A 15,075-nucleotide genomic window follows, 5' to 3' on the forward strand; every position below is an offset into this window, starting at 1 on the left:
GCGGCAAGGTGCTGGGCAGCGTCGGGCAAGTCGAGTAGAGTGCGCAAAAATTGAGCAGTTGCCGTTCATGTTCGACACCCGTCTCATCCGTCTGCCCGACCAGTCGCACACCCACGCCCACGAACATCATCAACTGGTGATGTCGCTGGCCGGGCGCGCCGAATTCGAGGTCAACGGCTGTGGCGGGGAAGTCTGCCGGATGCGCGCCTGCCTGGTGCCGGGCGAGGCGGGCCACGTGTTCGCCGGGGTGGGCGACAACCGCATGCTGATCATCGACCTGGGCGAGGACAACCCGACCCCGGAAGACCCCGACCTGCTCGCGCGCCTGTTCGAGGCGCCGCGCTACCCGACCCTGGACGCCGACTTCCAGAACCTGCTCAGCTACGCCGGCGCCGAACTGGCCCGCTACGGCAGCGACCCGTTGCTGACCCGTGCCCTCGGCGGAGTGCTGATCCGCGCCCTGCACCTGCGCCTGTTCGGCGAGCAGCAGCCCCTGGCGGCCAGCGGGCCGCTCGACCTGGAGCGCCTGGACGCGCATATCGTGCGGAACCTGGCGCGACGCATCACGGTCGCCGAACTGGCCCAGGTCGCCTGTCTCAGCCCGAGCCATTTCCACGCGCAGTTCAAGGACAGCGTCGGCCTGACCCCGCACCAGTACCTGCTCAAAGTCCGCCTCGACTGCGCCGCGCGGTTGCTGCGGGAAAGCCGCTTGCCCCTGGTGCGGATCGCCGAGGAATGCGGCTTCTCCAGCCAGAGCGCGCTGACCACGGCGATGCGCCGCTACCTGGGGCTGACGCCGAAGTCGCTGCGCAAGGGCTGAGCGCCGTCCGCCACCTTCGGCGGATAACCGCAGGCGGTTATTCGCCCTACCGGCAGGAGTCCATATACGGATAACGGCGCGGACGTCATCCGCCGAGCGAATTCGTCCCGCACGGCCTGTCTCAGAACGCCACCTTCACCCCCGCCTCGATGCCGCGTCCCGCCGCCGGCACTCGGTCGCGCAGGATCGAACTGGCGTAGCGCACGGTCTGGTTGGTCAGGTTGGTGCCCTTGACGAAGGCCAGCCAGCGGCTCTCGCCGAGGTCGAAGTTGTAGCCGAGGCTGGCGCCGAGGGTGGTGTAGCCGTCGGTGGAGAGTTCTTCCTCCGGCACGCGGTGCTGCGAGGCGGCGTGTTCGACGTCGACCCGCGCCTGCCACTGCTGCAACTCCCAGATCAGCGCGGTGTTCAGGCGCAGCGGGGCGATGCGTGGCAGCGGTTCGCCGGTGTCCTTGTTCTTGGCGCGGGTGTAGTCCCCGGAGAGTTCCAGGTCGAAGTTGCCGTACGGGCTTTCCAGCAGGTGGATGCGGTCCTGCGCCTCGACGCCGTAGAAGTCCGCGCGAACGCCGCTGTAGAGGTATTCCGGCAGCGCCTCGTCGTCGCCGGCGGCGACCACTTCGCCTTCCTCGTTGCGATGGCGACCGCTGGCGAGCAGGCCGATGTAGTTGGAGAAGCGGCTGTAGAACACCCCGACGCTGCCCTTGTGCACGCCGTTGTCGAAGCGCAGGGCGAGGTCGGTGGAGACCGCCTTTTCCTTGTCCGCGTCGGCATCGCCTACCTCGTAGGTGCCGGTGGCGGCGTGCGGACCGTTGGCGTACAGCTCGTAGAAGGTCGGTGCGCGCTCGGTGTAGCTGAGGGTGGCGGCCAGCGACCAGATCGGCGTCAGCTTGTACACCGCGCCGGTGGACAGGCTGCCGGTGGTGAAGCTCTGTGAACCGTCGTTCTCGGCGAAGCGCTCGTTGCCCTTGGCGTCGGGGTCCACGCGGGTGTGCTCCAGGCGGGCGCCGAAGCTGAGGTCGAGGCGGTCGCTGAGCTTCCATTCCTCCAGGGCGAACAGCGCGGCGCTGTCGGTTTCCGTGTGCGGCACGAAGGCTTCCTCGCCGAGGGCGGAGAAGCGGCTGTTGGCGAACTGCGCGCCGACCACCCCGTTCAGCGGGCCGAGCGGGCGGTGGCGGGCCTCGATGCGGCCTTCGTAGCCTTCGTTCTTGAAGGTGGTGCCGGTCTCGCCGTCCTCGATTTCCTTGTGCTCGTACTTGGTATAGGCGGCGTCCAGCTTCAGCGAGGTGAACGGGCCTTCGAGGTCGCGGATCTCGGAGGCGAAGGCGTAGCGGTCCTGCTGCATCTTCAGGCGTACGTCGTCCTCGGCCGGCGAGCCATAGTTGCTGTCGTAGCCGCTGTAGGAGAGGCCGGCGTAACCGTGCTCCCAGTGATAGGAGCCACCGACGGCGCCGCCGTCCTGGCGGCCGTCGCTGTTCTGCACCCGATGCTTGCCGGTGTCGCCGTCAATCTGCCGCTGGCGGCTGGAATGGGCGTAGCCGGGAATCCTGACGTCGTTGAACTCGCGGCTGGCGGCGTCCACGTGCAGGGCGAAGTTGCCGTCGCCGGCCTCCAGTGCGCCGGAGCGGCTACGGGTGGTGTCGGCGCCGCCATAGCGCAGTTCGCCGCTGCCGTGGATGCCGTCGACGGGTTCGCTGGGGATGCGGTTGTCGAAGCTGTTCACCACCCCGCCGATGGCATTGCCGCCGTAGAGCAGGGCGGCCGGGCCGCGTACCACTTCCAGGCGTTCGACGCTGTTGGGGTCTTCCGGCACCGCGTGGTCGTAGGACAGCGACGAGGCGTCGAGCGCGCCGACGCCGTTGCGCAGCAGGCGGATGCGGTCGCCGTCCATGCCGCGGATCACCGGTCGGCTGGCGCCCGGTCCGAAGTAGGTGGAGGACACCCCGGGCAGGCCGTTGAGGGTTTCGCCGAGGCTGCCTTTCTGACGCAGGGTCAGCTCGTCGCCTTCGAGCACGCTGCTGGGCGTGGCGGGAGATTCGTTGCCCAGTGGGTTGGCGGTGATCACCTGGGAGGGCAATTCGCTGGGGCGGCCGTCGGCGCCGAGCGTTTCCCCCGAAACGATCAGGCAGGCCAGCGCCAGTGGCGTGAGAGGCCAGAGCGGACGGGAAGGGAAAAGGCCGGAAGAGGACATTGCGGGCTCCATGGTCATGGGTCGGACTTTTTTCAGGCCAAAGCGAACCCAGGCCCTTCCCGGAGGAGGGGCGACGGGGTCGGGTCGGCGTATTTATTGGGATGTTATATTATTTCTTTTTGTGTCGATAGACCCGCGTAGCCACTCTGCATGGCGTCGTGCCGACGAGCAGCGGCAATGTCCGCATGCCTGCCGGCGAAGAGGAACGGGAAAGTTCCGCGGCCAGGAGTTTTCCGCAAAAACTCCAGAGTCTTTCGCAAGAATCGCCCCTCTCGCAGCCACTACATTCCGCTATCCGCTGGTGCCTCGCGCCGGCGGAATGGGCCTGACCCATACTGATCCGTATTCCCGCGCCACAGGACGTGCCGCGCCGCCGGCACAACCCGTCGGCGGCGGTGCCCCGGGCAATGGACGCCTGGCTGGACTTCTTTCAATAACAATGGCTCCACAAGAGGAGGGCGTGATGTTCAAAGCCAGTCACGTCTTGCAGGGCGAGGACCAGACCCGGTCCGCAGCCGAATTCTTCCCTGTCATCAGCGCCAACTACGCGGTCGACGAGGAAGCCTACCTGGGCGAACTGCTGCAGCTCGCCGACCCCGGTCCCGACGGCATCGAGGCTATCCGCCGCAACGCCCGCGCACTGATCGAAACCGTGCGCAGCCGGGACAACGCCGTCGATACCCTCGACGCACTCCTGCGCCAATACAGCCTGGACACCCAGGAAGGCCTGATGCTGATGTGTCTGGCCGAGGCGCTGTTGCGTGTGCCTGACGCGGCGACCGCCGACGCGCTGATCCGCGACAAGCTGTCCGCCGCCGACTGGCAGCGCCATCTCGGCCAGAGCGACAACGTTCTGGTCAATTTCGCCGCCTGGGGCCTGGTGATGACCGGCAAGGTGGTGAACATCGACGAACGCACCGACGGCCGCGCCCCGAGCGTCATCAGCCGGCTGGTGCAGCGCTCCGGCGAACCAGTGATCCGCGCCGCGATGAATCAGGCGATGAAGCTGATGGGCAAGCAGTTCGTGCTTGGCCGGACCATCTCCGAAGCGCTGAAGAACGGTCGTCCATGCCGCGAGCAGGGCTACACCTATTCCTTCGACATGCTCGGCGAGGCCGCGCTGACCGCCGCCGACGCCGAGAAATACATGGCCGACTACCGCCAGGCCATCGACACTGTCGGCGCCGAGCCGCAGGTCGGTCCGGGGCCGCGGCCGTCGATCTCGATCAAGCTCTCGGCGCTGCATCCGCGCTACGAAGTGGCGCAGCGCGAGCGGGTGCTCAGCGAGCTGTTCGCCAACGTCCTGGAACTGGCGGTGCGCGCGCGCAAGCTGAACGTCGGCATCACCATCGACGCCGAGGAAGCCGATCGCCTGGAGCTGTCCCTCGAACTCTACGAGAAGCTGATGCGCGACCCGGCCATCGCCGGCTGGGGCGAGTTCGGCCTGGTCATCCAGGCCTACTCCAAGCGCTGCCTGCCGGTGCTGGTATGGCTGACCCTGCTCGGCCGCGAGCTTGGCGCACGCATCCCGCTGCGCCTGGTGAAGGGTGCCTACTGGGACAGCGAGATCAAGCAGTGCCAGGTGCAGGGCGCCGATGGCTACCCCGTCTACACCCGCAAGGAAGGCACCGACACTTCCTACCTGGCCTGCGCCCGCTACCTGCTCAGCGAGCACACCCGCGGGGTGATCTACCCGCAGTTCGCCAGCCACAACGCCCACACCGTGACCGCCATCCTCGCCCTGGCCGACGAAGCCAGGGCCGCCGGCGGCGAGGAGCGCGACTTCGAGTTCCAGCGCCTGCACGGCATGGGCGACGCGCTGTACGACACGGTGATCGAGAAGTACCGCCGCAACGTGCGCATCTACGCCCCGGTCGGCGCGCACAAGGACCTGCTGCCGTACCTGGTCCGGCGCCTGCTGGAGAACGGCGCCAACTCTTCCTTCGTGCACAAGCTGGTGGACCCGCGCGTGCCGGTGGAGACGCTGATCCAGCACCCGGTTACCCAACTGCGCCAGTTCAAGACGCTGGCCAACGACCGTATCCCTCTGCCCCAGGCGATCTTCGGCGCCGGGCGGAAAAACTCCCAGGGCATCAACATGAACATCCAGAACCAGTGGAACGAGCTGGAGCTCGCCTACAAGCCGCACCTGACCCGCCAGTGGCAAGCCGCGCCGATCGTCAACGGCGAGAAACTTTCCGGCCCGGCCCACGAAGTGCGTTGCCCGTACGACCTGGAGAGGCTGGTCGGCAGCGTCCAGTACGCGTCCGCCGAGCAGGCCGGCAAGGCCCTCGACGTGTTGCAGGCGGCCTGGCCGCGCTGGAGCGCCACCCCGGTGGACGAGCGCGCCGGCATCCTCGAACGTCTCGCCGACCTGCTGGAAGCCCAGCGCGGCGAGCTGATGGCGCTGTGCACCCTGGAAGCCGGCAAGTCGTTGCAGGACGGTATCGACGAGATCCGCGAGGCGGTCGACTTCTGCCGCTACTACGCCCAGCAGGCCCGCCAGCGCCTGGTCCGCGAGGAACTGCGCGGCCCGACCGGCGAGCGCAACGAGCTGTTCTACGAAGGCCGCGGCATCTTCGCCTGCGTCAGCCCGTGGAACTTCCCGCTGGCGATCTTCCTCGGCCAGATCAGCGCCGCGCTGGTGGCCGGCAACACCGTGCTGGCCAAGCCGGCCGAGCAGACCAGCCTGATCGCCGCGCGCACCGTCGAACTGATGTTCGAAGCCGGCCTGCCGAGGGACGTTATCGCCCTGCTGCCGGGCGACGGCGCCACCCTCGGCGGCGTGTTCTGCCGTGACGCGCGGGTCGCCGGGGTGGCCTTCACCGGCTCCACCGACACCGCCCGCATCATCAACCGCCAACTGGCCGAGAAGCCCGGCGCCATCGCCACCCTGATCGCCGAGACCGGCGGGCAGAACGCGATGATCGTCGATTCCACCGCTTTGCCGGAACAGGTGATCAAGGATGCGGTACAATCCGCGTTCACCAGCGCCGGCCAGCGCTGCTCCGCGCTGCGCGTGATGTACGTGCAGCAGGACATCGCCGAGCGGGTGATCGAGTTGCTCAAGGGCGCCATGGCCGAGCTGAAGGTCGGCCCGACCGACGTGCGCGTCAGCGACGTCGGCCCGGTGATCGACGCCGAGGCCAAGGCCGGCCTGGAGCAGCACATCGCCGCGCTGAAGGCCGCCGGCAAGCTGATCGCCGAGACCAAGGTGCCGGGCAACCTGAACGGTCACTTCGTCGCTCCCGTCGCGTTCGAGATCAGCGGCATCGACGAGCTGAAGAAAGAGAACTTCGGCCCGGTGCTGCACGTGGTGCGTTATGCCGCGCAGGACCTGGAAAAGGTCGTGCAGGCGATCAACGCCACCGGTTTCGGCCTGACCATGGGGGTCCATAGCCGCAACGAGGAAACCGCCCGTCGCATCGAAGAGCTGGCGCGGGTCGGCAACCTCTACATCAACCGCAACCAGATCGGCGCGGTGGTGGGCGTGCAACCGTTCGGCGGCCACGGGCTGTCCGGCACCGGTCCCAAGGCCGGCGGGCCGAACTACCTGCTGCGTTTCGTCAGCGAGCGCACCACGTCGGTGAACACCACCGCGGTGGGCGGCAACGCGTCGCTGCTGTCGCTGGCCGACGCCGAGTGATACTCCGTTCCCGGGCGCCTTGGCGCCCGGGTCGGTTTCCGGGGTTCGCCGCAGCGAACGCCGAGGGAAATGACCGCCGTTCCGGTGCGTGCCCGGAACGGACCATAAAGGACGATTTTCCCTGCCCGACAGGGGAAGGATCGTGAGGCGTGGGCCTGTTCGGACTCGTTTGAGGCCACCCACGTTTCCGGCTTGCTCCGGCAAGCGCTCACGGAGTGACGCCACAAGCGCCATTCTGCCAACCAAGGGCCCGCTACCCGTTGCTTGCACACGCAAGGGCCCGGATAAAAACAAGCAATAGGGGAGTCCCTATGAGTGTCAATACGCCCACGCTGATCACCTTCGTGATCTACATCGCGGCCATGGTCCTGATCGGCCTGGCGGCATATCGCTCCACCAACAACTTCTCCGACTACATCCTCGGCGGCCGCAGCCTCGGCAGCTTCGTCACGGCGCTGTCCGCCGGCGCCTCCGACATGAGCGGCTGGCTGCTGATGGGCCTGCCCGGCGCGGTGTACCTGTCCGGCCTGTCCGAAAGCTGGATCGCCATCGGCCTGATCGTCGGCGCCTACCTCAACTGGCTGTTCGTCGCCGGCCGCCTGCGGGTGCAGACCGAGCACAACGGCAACGCGCTGACCCTGCCCGATTACTTCACCAACCGCTTCGAGGACAACAGCCGCCTGCTGCGGATCTTCTCGGCCCTGGTGATCCTGGTGTTCTTCACCATCTACTGCGCTTCCGGCATCGTCGCCGGTGCGCGCCTGTTCGAGAGCACCTTCGGCCTCTCCTACGAGACTGCGCTGTGGGCCGGCGCCGCGGCGACCATCGCCTACACCTTCATCGGCGGCTTCCTCGCGGTGAGCTGGACCGACACCGTGCAGGCCTCGCTGATGATCTTCGCGCTGATCCTCACCCCGGTGATCGTGATGCTCGCCACCGGCGGCGTCGAGCCGACCTTCACCGCCATCGAGCTGAAGGACGCGACCAGCTTCGACATGCTCAAGGGCGCCTCCTTCATCGGCGTGATCTCGCTGATGGCCTGGGGCCTGGGCTACTTCGGCCAGCCGCACATCCTGGCGCGCTTCATGGCCGCCGATTCGGTGAAATCGATCCCGGCCGCGCGCCGCATCTCCATGACCTGGATGATCCTCTGCCTCGGCGGCGCCGTGGCCGTGGGCTTCTTCGGCATCGCCTACTTCCAGGCGCATCCGGAGCAGGCCGGCGCGGTCAGCGACAACCCCGAGCGGGTGTTCATCGAGCTGGCCAAGATCCTGTTCAACCCGTGGGTCGCCGGCGTGCTGCTGTCCGCCATCCTCGCCGCGGTCATGAGCACCCTGAGCTGCCAGCTGCTGGTCTGCTCCTCGGCGCTCACCGAGGACTTCTACAAGGCCTTCCTGCGCAAGGGCGCCAGCCAGCTGGAACTGGTCTGGGTCGGTCGCGCCATGGTGCTGCTGGTGGCGGTGATCGCCATCTGGCTGGCCGCCAACCCGGAAAACCGCGTGCTCGGCCTGGTGTCCTATGCCTGGGCCGGCTTCGGCGCCGCCTTCGGCCCGCTGGTGCTGTTCTCCCTGCTGTGGAAGCGGATGACCCGCAACGGTGCGCTGGCCGGCATGATCGTCGGCGCAGCGACAGTGATCCTGTGGAAGAACCTGTTGGGCTGGACCGGCCTGTACGAGATCATCCCCGGCTTCCTCTTCGCCAGCGTCGCCATCGTCGTCTTCAGCCTGCTCGGCAAGGCGCCTTCGACGAGCATGCTCAAGCGCTTCGACGATGCGGAGCAGGAGTACCGCGAGGCGCACCAGGGTTCCGCCGCTCCGGTAACCCAGCGCTGATCGAGCCTGTGGGCGCGTGAAGCGCCCGCGCATGGAGACGGCCCGCCCCGCAAGGTGCGGGCCGTCGTTTTTTCCGGCGGCTGCTGCGCCTGGCCGCGCAGGACGGATAACGGCAGCCGCGTTGTTCCTGTCCCGCCGCGCCGCTCAGGCGTCCCGCTCCAGCCGGCAAGCGTGCCCCGACTGTCGTGCCTCCAGCCTCAGCCATTCGAAGAATGCCTTCACCGGCGGATGACGTTCCCGTCCGGGCACGCATAGCGCGCTGTAGCCGGCGCCGTCGACACTGATATCCGCTCTGTAGGGTTGCAGCAGGCCGCTGGCGACGCTTTCCGAAACCAGGATCGAACTGGCCAGCACCAGTCCCTGGCCGGCGATGGCCGCCTGCAGGGCATAGTGCTCCTCGTCGTACTGGCGGATCACCGGCTGGCCCTCCATCCAGTCTTCGCCGGCCTGAGCGCACCAGGCCTCCCAGCCGTGGGCGTAGAGCCTGGAGTTGTGCCAGCGCACGCTGATCAGGGTCGGCTGCCGTTCTCCGGCCAGGGCGACCTGGGCCGGCGAGCCGTAGACCGCGAAGCATTCGTCGAACAGGCAGAGACCGTAGAAGTTCGGGTAGTCGTCGAGGCTGTAGCGGATCACCAGGTCGATGCTGGCGTCCTGGTGCAGGTCGAGGACTTCGCAGTTGGTGTCCAGGCGCAGGTTGATCTGCGGGTGCGCGGCGTAGAAGCGGCCGAGACGCGGCACCAGCCAGAGGGCGGCGAAGGCCGGGGTGGTGGAGACCGTCAGGTTGCCGCCGCTGCGCTGCGGACGCAGGGTGTCGACGCTCTGCGAAATTTCCAGTAGGGCCCCGTGCAGGCTGCGGAACAGCCTTTCGCCGCAGTCGGTCAGGCGCACTTTCCGTGGCAGGCGCTGGAACAGCGGAACGCCGAGCCAGGCTTCCAGCGAACGGATCTGGTGGGAAACCGCGGTTGGCGTTACCGCAAGCTCCTCGGCGGCGGCCTTGAAGCTCGACTGGCGGGCCGCCGATTCGAAGGTGCGCAACGCGGTCAGCGGCAGGGAAGCGAACATGGGAATCTCCATGGGTGAACTGAATTCACCCTGAACAACTATTGCTCATTTGTCGGGAACCCCCGCTGCCAATAATTTCTGGCTCCAGGAGAAGGGCCTTGAGGCCATTCGAGTCTAGCCGAATCCAAGGAGATACAGATGAGTAGAATTCTTGCAGTGCATGCCAGTCCGCGAGGCGAGCGCTCGCAGTCCCGGCGTCTCGCCGAGGTTTTCCTGGCGGCCTATCGCGAAGCCCATCCGCAGGCCCGCGTGGCTCGCCGCGAAGTCGGCCGGGTACCGCTTCCGGCGGTCACCGAGGCCTTCGTCGCCGCCGCCTTCCATCCCCAGCCGGAACAGCGTTCGCTGGCGATGCAGGCCGACCTGGCGCTGAGCGACCAACTGGTCGGTGAACTGTTCGACAGCGACCTACTGGTGATCTCCACGCCGATGTACAACTTCAGCGTGCCCAGCGGCCTGAAGGCCTGGATCGACCAGATCGTGCGCCTCGGGGTGACCTTCGATTTCGTCCTCGACAATGGCGTCGCCCAGTACCGGCCGCTGCTGCGCGGCAAGCGTGCGCTGATCGTCACCAGTCGCGGTGGCCATGGCTTCGGCCCGGGCGGCGAGAACCAGGCGATGAACCACGCCGATCCCTGGTTGCGCACCGCGCTGGGTTTCATCGGCATCGACGAGGTCACGGTGGTCGCGGCGGAAGGCGAGGAATCCGGCGGCAGGTCCTTCGAGGACTCCTGCGCCGAGGCGGAACAGCGCCTGCTGGCGCTGGCGCAGTCGGCCTGAGGAGCCGCCATGGCCTGGTTCCATCTGCTGGTGGCGGCGGCCTTCGAGGTCGCCTTCGCCATGGGCATGAAGTTCTCCAACGGCTTCGGCAAGCTCTGGCCATCGCTGCTGACGGTGGTCGCGGCGATCGGCGGGATCTATTTCCTGACCCTGGCGCTGCGCGAGTTGCCGGTCAGCGTCGCCTATCCGATCTGGACCGCGATCGGTTCGCTGGGCACGGTGTTCCTCGGCGTCCTGCTGCTTGGCGAGAGCCTGACGGCGGTGAAGCTGATTTCTGTCGGGTTGATCGTCGCCGGGGTGGCCGGGCTCAAGTAAGCGATGCGGCACTTGGCCTACAATCGGCCGCGTTTCCGTTCCTTCGAGAGCAGCCATGCTGACCACCCTGGCGGTGTCCAACTACCGCACCCTGCGCGACCTGGTGATGCCGCTGCGGCGCCTGAACCTGATCACCGGCGCCAACGGCGCCGGCAAGTCCAACGTCTACCGGGCCTTGCGCCTGCTGGCGGACAGCGCGCGCGGCGAAGTGATCCCGTCGCTGGCGCGCGAGGGCGGCCTGCCATCGACCCTGTGGGCGGGACCGGAGGACATCAGCCGGGCCATGCGCAGTGGCGCCCAGCCGATCGAAGGCAGCGTGCGCCGGCAGTCGGTGAACCTGCGCCTGGGCTTCGCCGGGGAGGATTTCGGTTATTGCATCGACCTCGGCCTGCCGGAGCCAAGCCAGAGCAAGTTCGGTCTCGACCCGGTGATCAAGCGCGAATGCATCTGGGCCGGCCCGTTCCTGCGCCCGGCCAATGTCCTGGTCGACCGTCGCGGGCCGTTGTTGCGCGCACGCGGCGGCGGCGGTCGCTGGGAAGTGGCGGCGCAGCACCTCGCCACCTTCGACAGCATGCTGGGCGCGGCGGTGGACCCGCGACAGGTGCCGGAACTGCTCGGCCTGCGCGAGCGGATCCGCTCCTGGCGCTTCTACGACCATTTCCGCAGCGACGCCGAGGCACCGGCGCGGCGCCCGCAGATCGGCACCCATACGCCGGTGCTGGGCGCCGACGGCGCCGACCTGGCCGCGGCCCTGCAGACCATCCGCGAGATCGGCGATGCGGCGGCGCTGGACGAGGCGGTGGACGATGCCTTTCCCGGCAGCCGCCTGCACATCGACAACCCGGGAGGGCGCTTCGAAGTGCTGATCGAGCAGCCCGGCCTGCTGCGGCCGCTGCGCACCGCGGAGCTGTCGGACGGCACCCTGCGCTACCTGCTGTGGATCGCCGCCCTGTTGTCGCCGCGGCCGCCGGCGCTGCTGGTGCTCAACGAACCGGAAACCAGCCTGCATCCCGACCTGCTGCCGGCCCTCGGGCGCCTGGTCGGCCAGGCCGCGCAGCACTCCCAGGTGCTGGTGGTGTCGCACGCCGCGCGGCTTGTCGCGACGCTCGAAGAACACCCGGAATGCCATTCGCTGGGGCTGGAGAAGGACTTCGGCGAGACCCGCATCCAGGGGCTGCGCGAGCTGGACCGGCCGGCCTGGTACTGGCCGGTGCGCTGAACCGCTACAGGCGGCCGATCTGTTGCGGCGACAACGGTACCTGGCAGCGGGTGGCGGTGCGTGGGTCGAGGTAGTCCCTGAGGAGCGGTGCCATGCCCTTGAGTACCTGCACCGGCAGGGCCGAGGTGAACTTGAACTGGCTCGACTCGCTGCCGTCGACGTAGGCGGTGAGGGTACCGAAGTGCCGCGGGCCGATGTAGAAGACGAAAGTGGCGGTGCGGTTCAGTGCCTTCGAACTGCGCACGTGGCCGCCGGCGCTGAAGGTCTGCAGGCGGTTGTCGCCGGTGCCGGTCTTGCCGCCCATCACCAGCGGCGCGCCGTCCGGACGGCTGAAGGTGCCTTGCAGGCGCCGCGCGGTGCCGGCGTCGACCACCTGGGACAGCGCGTTGCGCAGGGTGGCGGCGACCTCCGAGGTCATCACTCTCTGGCCGAGGGTGGCTTCCGGGGCGAAGCGCGTCTCGTAGGGCGTACCCAGGGCGAAGTCGAGGTGCTCCAGGCGCAGGGTCGGCATGCGCACGCCATCGTTGACGATGATCCCCATCAGTTCGGCCAGCGCCGCCGGGCGGTCGCCGGAGCTGCCCAGGGCGGTGGCGTAGGACGGCACCAGGTGATCGAAGGGATAGCCGAGTTTCTTCCATTGCTGGTGCAGGTCGAGGAAGGCCTCCACCTCCAGCAGGATGCGGATGCGCTTGTCGCGGGCGTTCTTGTGCCGCGACTTGAACAGCCAGCCGTAGACTTCCTTGCGCTCGGCGCCGCTGGCCGCCACCGCCTCGCCGAAGGTCGCCTGCGGCTGCTTCTGCAGATAGCCGAGCAGCCATAGCTCCAGCGGGTGCACGCGGGCGACGTAGCCCTGGTCGTTGAGGTTGAACTTGCCCGGGCCGTAGCGCTCGTACAGCTCGGCGGCGCGCTTGTCGGTCAGGCTGCCGCGGGGCAGGCGTTCGCGGAGGAAGGCGCTGAAGCTCGCCAGGTCGGCCTGTGGCTGCAGGTAGCGATGGATCGCAGCCAGCCGCACCGGCCAGGGACGCAGGCCGTCGAGGAAGGTCTCCAGGCGCTGGTTGGCGTCCTTGTCGCGGTACTTGACCCAGAAGCGGCGCAGGTAGACCTGGCTTTCCTTGTCGACGAAACGGTCGAGGTAGTCGGCGCGGCGCGGGTCCTTGTCGTCGGCCAGCAATTGCACCTTGCTCCCGGCGTTCTGGTAGATGTCGTGGCGGATCAGGTCGCGCAGCAGGCGCACGAAGGGCAGGTTGATCGATTCGCGCAGGGCTTCCAGCAGCATCGGCCGGCGGCCGTTGTCTTCCTTGCGGAAGTTGTTGAAGGTGTGCAGCCCGCCGCCGGTGAAGAAGCTCTCGTAGGGGCTGGCCGAATAGCGCCGTTCCATGGCCGCCTGGAGCATCGCGGAAAGATCGCGGTCGCGGCTGGCCACCAGGTGGTCGATGCCCCAGCGGAGGATGAAATCGAGCGGCTCCACTTCCACCTTGCGCAGCTCGGCGACGCTCATGCCGCCATAGTCGCGGTGGATCTGCGCGACGGTCTCCAGGTAGCTGGCCAGCACCCGTAGCTTGGCGGTGGAGCCCAGCTCCAGCTTGCTGCCTTCGTTGATGTCGAAGGGCTGGTCGGTGTTGTCGGTCTGCACCCGCACCTGGTTGCCGCTCGGCGTACGTTCGAACAGGGTGAAGCTGTAGCGTACCGAGCGGGTCGAGGTCGGGGTCAGCAGGCGTTCGCCGATCAGCCCGAGTTGGGCGGCGTAGTCCGGGTCGGCGAGTTTCTGCAAGTAGGCGGTGACGCTTTCCTGCAACTCGTGCTGGAGGGTGGTATTGGCCCGCAGGTCGAGACGGTCGAGGTCGTACAGTGGCACGCCGAGCATCCCGGCCAGGCGGGTGCGAGCCAGGGTCACGCCCTTGTTGGTCGGCAGCGGTTGCACCGTCGGCTGGCTGCGTGGGTCGCGGAACGCCAGCTTCTGCGCCAGCGCCGCATCGCGTAACGGCGCCTCGATGACGCCGGCCTGGGTCAGGACCCGCAGGTGGCTGTCGGTCATCCGGTCCAGCTCGTCGCGGCCGCGCGGCGCCAGATAGAAGGAAGGCCGGCGGTGGGCGATCATCAGCGCCAGCACCTGGCGCAGGGCCAGGCCCTGGGCGGCGAGTCCGGCCTTGCCGTCGAGGGCCTCGCCGACCTGCCGGTAGTCGGCGCCGTACCAGACCCACAGGCCATCGGCCAGGCCGGTGACCTCGCCGTAGCCCGGCGCCGCCGATAGCGGCACCGAGTTGAGGTAGGTGAGCACGATGTCCTGGCGCGCGGCGAAGTTGGCCGGGCCTTCGCGATAGCTGCGTACGCTGGCCGAGAGCATCTGCCGCAGCTTGTCGCCGATGCTGCCGGTGCGCCCTTCGGCAGAGTGGCGGTATTTCTCGATCTGGGTCGCCAGGGTGCTGCCGCCGGAGGAGTGCGCGCTGAAGCCGAGCATCTTGCCGACCTGCGACAGCGCCGCCTGGGTGAAGCGACCCCAGTCCACCGCCGGGTTGAGGTAGGGGCGTTCGTGATCGAGCAGGTCGCGGTTCTCGATGAACAGCAGGCTCTGCACCGCCAGCGGCGGCAGGCTGGCGAAGTTCGCGTAGCGCCGTTGCGGATAGCGGAAGTCGTAGATCGGCACGCCGCGGCAATCGGCGATGTCCAGCCCGGCCTGGGCCTTTTCCGCGTAGGGCGGGAACAGCCGGTGTTCGGCGTAGCGCATCAGCGCCGGGGAGAAGTGCGCCTGGCGGGTGATGGCGTAGTCGCGGTCGTACAGGCGCTGCATGAACGAAGGCAGCAACTGGTAGCCGAGGCGGCGGTCGAAGGGGCCGTCCGCCGGGAACAGGATGGCCTCGCTGGGACCCTGGCGCACCTCGTAGTCCAGGGTCGCAGCGTAGCGTGCCAGCTCGCGTGCCTGCAGCCGCGAGGTGTGCGCTTCGTGAAGTACCACGATGCCCACCGCGGCGAGGATCGGCAAGGCGAAGCCGATCAGCATCAGGCGTTGGCGGAGACGGCTTTTTCGAGGAGAAGCGGAGGCAGGGAGACTGCAGGGTTGCAGCTCGGAAGGGTCGTTCGTGGATCGTTCTGATGCACCCATGCTCGCACCGCCTGTAGCTGCGCAATTCATCCGCACCTGGGGGGAAGTCTAGTTGTCCCGCTGCAACCCTGCTGTCATTCGTGCAAGGAAAATCTCCCCGGCGGCAATCGGACGACCGA

General features: G+C 67.8%; 9 protein-coding genes. 6 read left to right on the forward strand and 3 right to left on the reverse strand.

Features of this window, described 5'->3' with window-relative positions:
- Positions 1-67 precede the first annotated feature (67 nt).
- A complete protein-coding gene (locus HMPREF2924_RS17685) occupies positions 68-820 on the forward strand; it encodes an AraC family transcriptional regulator (RefSeq protein WP_003085585.1) in 753 nt (250 codons plus the stop codon).
- A 121-nt stretch (positions 821-941) separates the two neighbouring features.
- Here the strand turns inward: HMPREF2924_RS17685 and HMPREF2924_RS17690 are convergent, their stop codons facing one another.
- On the reverse strand, positions 942-3,005 hold the full coding sequence (locus HMPREF2924_RS17690) for a TonB-dependent receptor (protein ID WP_003101985.1): 2,064 nt from the start codon (positions 3,003-3,005) through the stop codon (positions 942-944).
- Positions 3,006-3,468: 463 nt separating this feature from the next.
- Here HMPREF2924_RS17690 and putA point away from each other — a divergent pair, with 463 nt between their 5' ends.
- Together putA and putP are read left to right on the forward strand one after the other, a co-directional pair.
- A complete protein-coding gene (putA, locus tag HMPREF2924_RS17695; RefSeq protein WP_003140924.1) occupies positions 3,469-6,651 on the forward strand; it encodes a bifunctional proline dehydrogenase/L-glutamate gamma-semialdehyde dehydrogenase PutA in 3,183 nt (1,060 codons plus the stop codon).
- Positions 6,652-6,962: 311 nt separating this feature from the next.
- Complete coding sequence (gene putP / locus HMPREF2924_RS17700; protein WP_003085592.1) at positions 6,963-8,483, forward strand: sodium/proline symporter PutP; 1,521 nt, start codon at positions 6,963-6,965, stop codon at positions 8,481-8,483.
- 144 nt (positions 8,484-8,627) lie between these two features.
- Here putP and HMPREF2924_RS17705 read toward each other — a convergent pair whose 3' ends face one another.
- Positions 8,628-9,557 (reverse strand): LysR substrate-binding domain-containing protein, encoded by a 930-nt coding sequence (locus HMPREF2924_RS17705; RefSeq protein ID WP_004348238.1) that lies wholly within the window; start codon positions 9,555-9,557, stop codon positions 8,628-8,630.
- A gap of 126 nt (positions 9,558-9,683) precedes the next feature.
- On the opposite strand from HMPREF2924_RS17705, the gene azoR1 reads away from it, so the two are divergent.
- Genes azoR1 through HMPREF2924_RS17720 form a run of 3 tightly spaced genes read left to right on the forward strand, consistent with a single transcriptional unit; the run spans position 9,684 to position 11,856 of the window.
- Entirely contained in the window at positions 9,684-10,322 is a 639-nt protein-coding gene (gene azoR1 / locus HMPREF2924_RS17710; protein ID WP_003085596.1) for an FMN-dependent NADH-azoreductase AzoR1, read from the forward strand.
- Positions 10,323-10,331: 9 nt separating this feature from the next.
- Positions 10,332-10,637, forward strand: a complete 306-nt coding sequence (locus HMPREF2924_RS17715) for a DMT family transporter (RefSeq protein ID WP_003109756.1) — start codon at positions 10,332-10,334, stop codon at positions 10,635-10,637.
- A 55-nt stretch (positions 10,638-10,692) separates the two neighbouring features.
- Complete coding sequence (locus tag HMPREF2924_RS17720) at positions 10,693-11,856, forward strand: AAA family ATPase (RefSeq protein ID WP_003109755.1); 1,164 nt, start codon at positions 10,693-10,695, stop codon at positions 11,854-11,856.
- Between the two features lie 4 nt (positions 11,857-11,860).
- Here HMPREF2924_RS17720 and HMPREF2924_RS17725 read toward each other — a convergent pair whose 3' ends face one another.
- Positions 11,861-14,986 carry a transglycosylase domain-containing protein gene (locus tag HMPREF2924_RS17725; RefSeq protein ID WP_003140922.1) on the reverse strand — a complete coding sequence of 1,042 codons (3,126 nt, stop codon included), beginning with the start codon at positions 14,984-14,986 and terminating at the stop codon, positions 11,861-11,863.
- Positions 14,987-15,075: the final 89 nt, after the last annotated feature.

This window comes from Pseudomonas sp. HMSC063H08, assembly GCF_001813645.1.
Classification (GTDB): Bacteria; Pseudomonadota; Gammaproteobacteria; order Pseudomonadales; family Pseudomonadaceae; genus Pseudomonas; species Pseudomonas aeruginosa.

Excerpts from the sequence above, each read along its gene's own strand:
- azoR1 (WP_003085596.1), top strand. The coding sequence starts at position 9,684 with ATGAGTAGAATTCTTGCAGTGCATGCCAGTCCGCGAGGCGAGCGCTCG.
- HMPREF2924_RS17715 (WP_003109756.1), top strand. The coding sequence starts at position 10,332 with ATGGCCTGGTTCCATCTGCTGGTGGCGGCGGCCTTCGAGGTCGCCTTC.
- putP (WP_003085592.1), top strand. The coding sequence starts at position 6,963 with ATGAGTGTCAATACGCCCACGCTGATCACCTTCGTGATCTACATCGCG.
- HMPREF2924_RS17725 (WP_003140922.1), bottom strand. The coding sequence starts at position 14,986 with ATGAATTGCGCAGCTACAGGCGGTGCGAGCATGGGTGCATCAGAACGA.
- HMPREF2924_RS17705 (WP_004348238.1), bottom strand. The coding sequence starts at position 9,557 with ATGGAGATTCCCATGTTCGCTTCCCTGCCGCTGACCGCGTTGCGCACC.
- HMPREF2924_RS17685 (WP_003085585.1), top strand. The coding sequence starts at position 68 with ATGTTCGACACCCGTCTCATCCGTCTGCCCGACCAGTCGCACACCCAC.
- HMPREF2924_RS17720 (WP_003109755.1), top strand. The coding sequence starts at position 10,693 with ATGCTGACCACCCTGGCGGTGTCCAACTACCGCACCCTGCGCGACCTG.
- putA (WP_003140924.1), top strand. The coding sequence starts at position 3,469 with ATGTTCAAAGCCAGTCACGTCTTGCAGGGCGAGGACCAGACCCGGTCC.
- HMPREF2924_RS17690 (WP_003101985.1), bottom strand. The coding sequence starts at position 3,005 with ATGTCCTCTTCCGGCCTTTTCCCTTCCCGTCCGCTCTGGCCTCTCACG.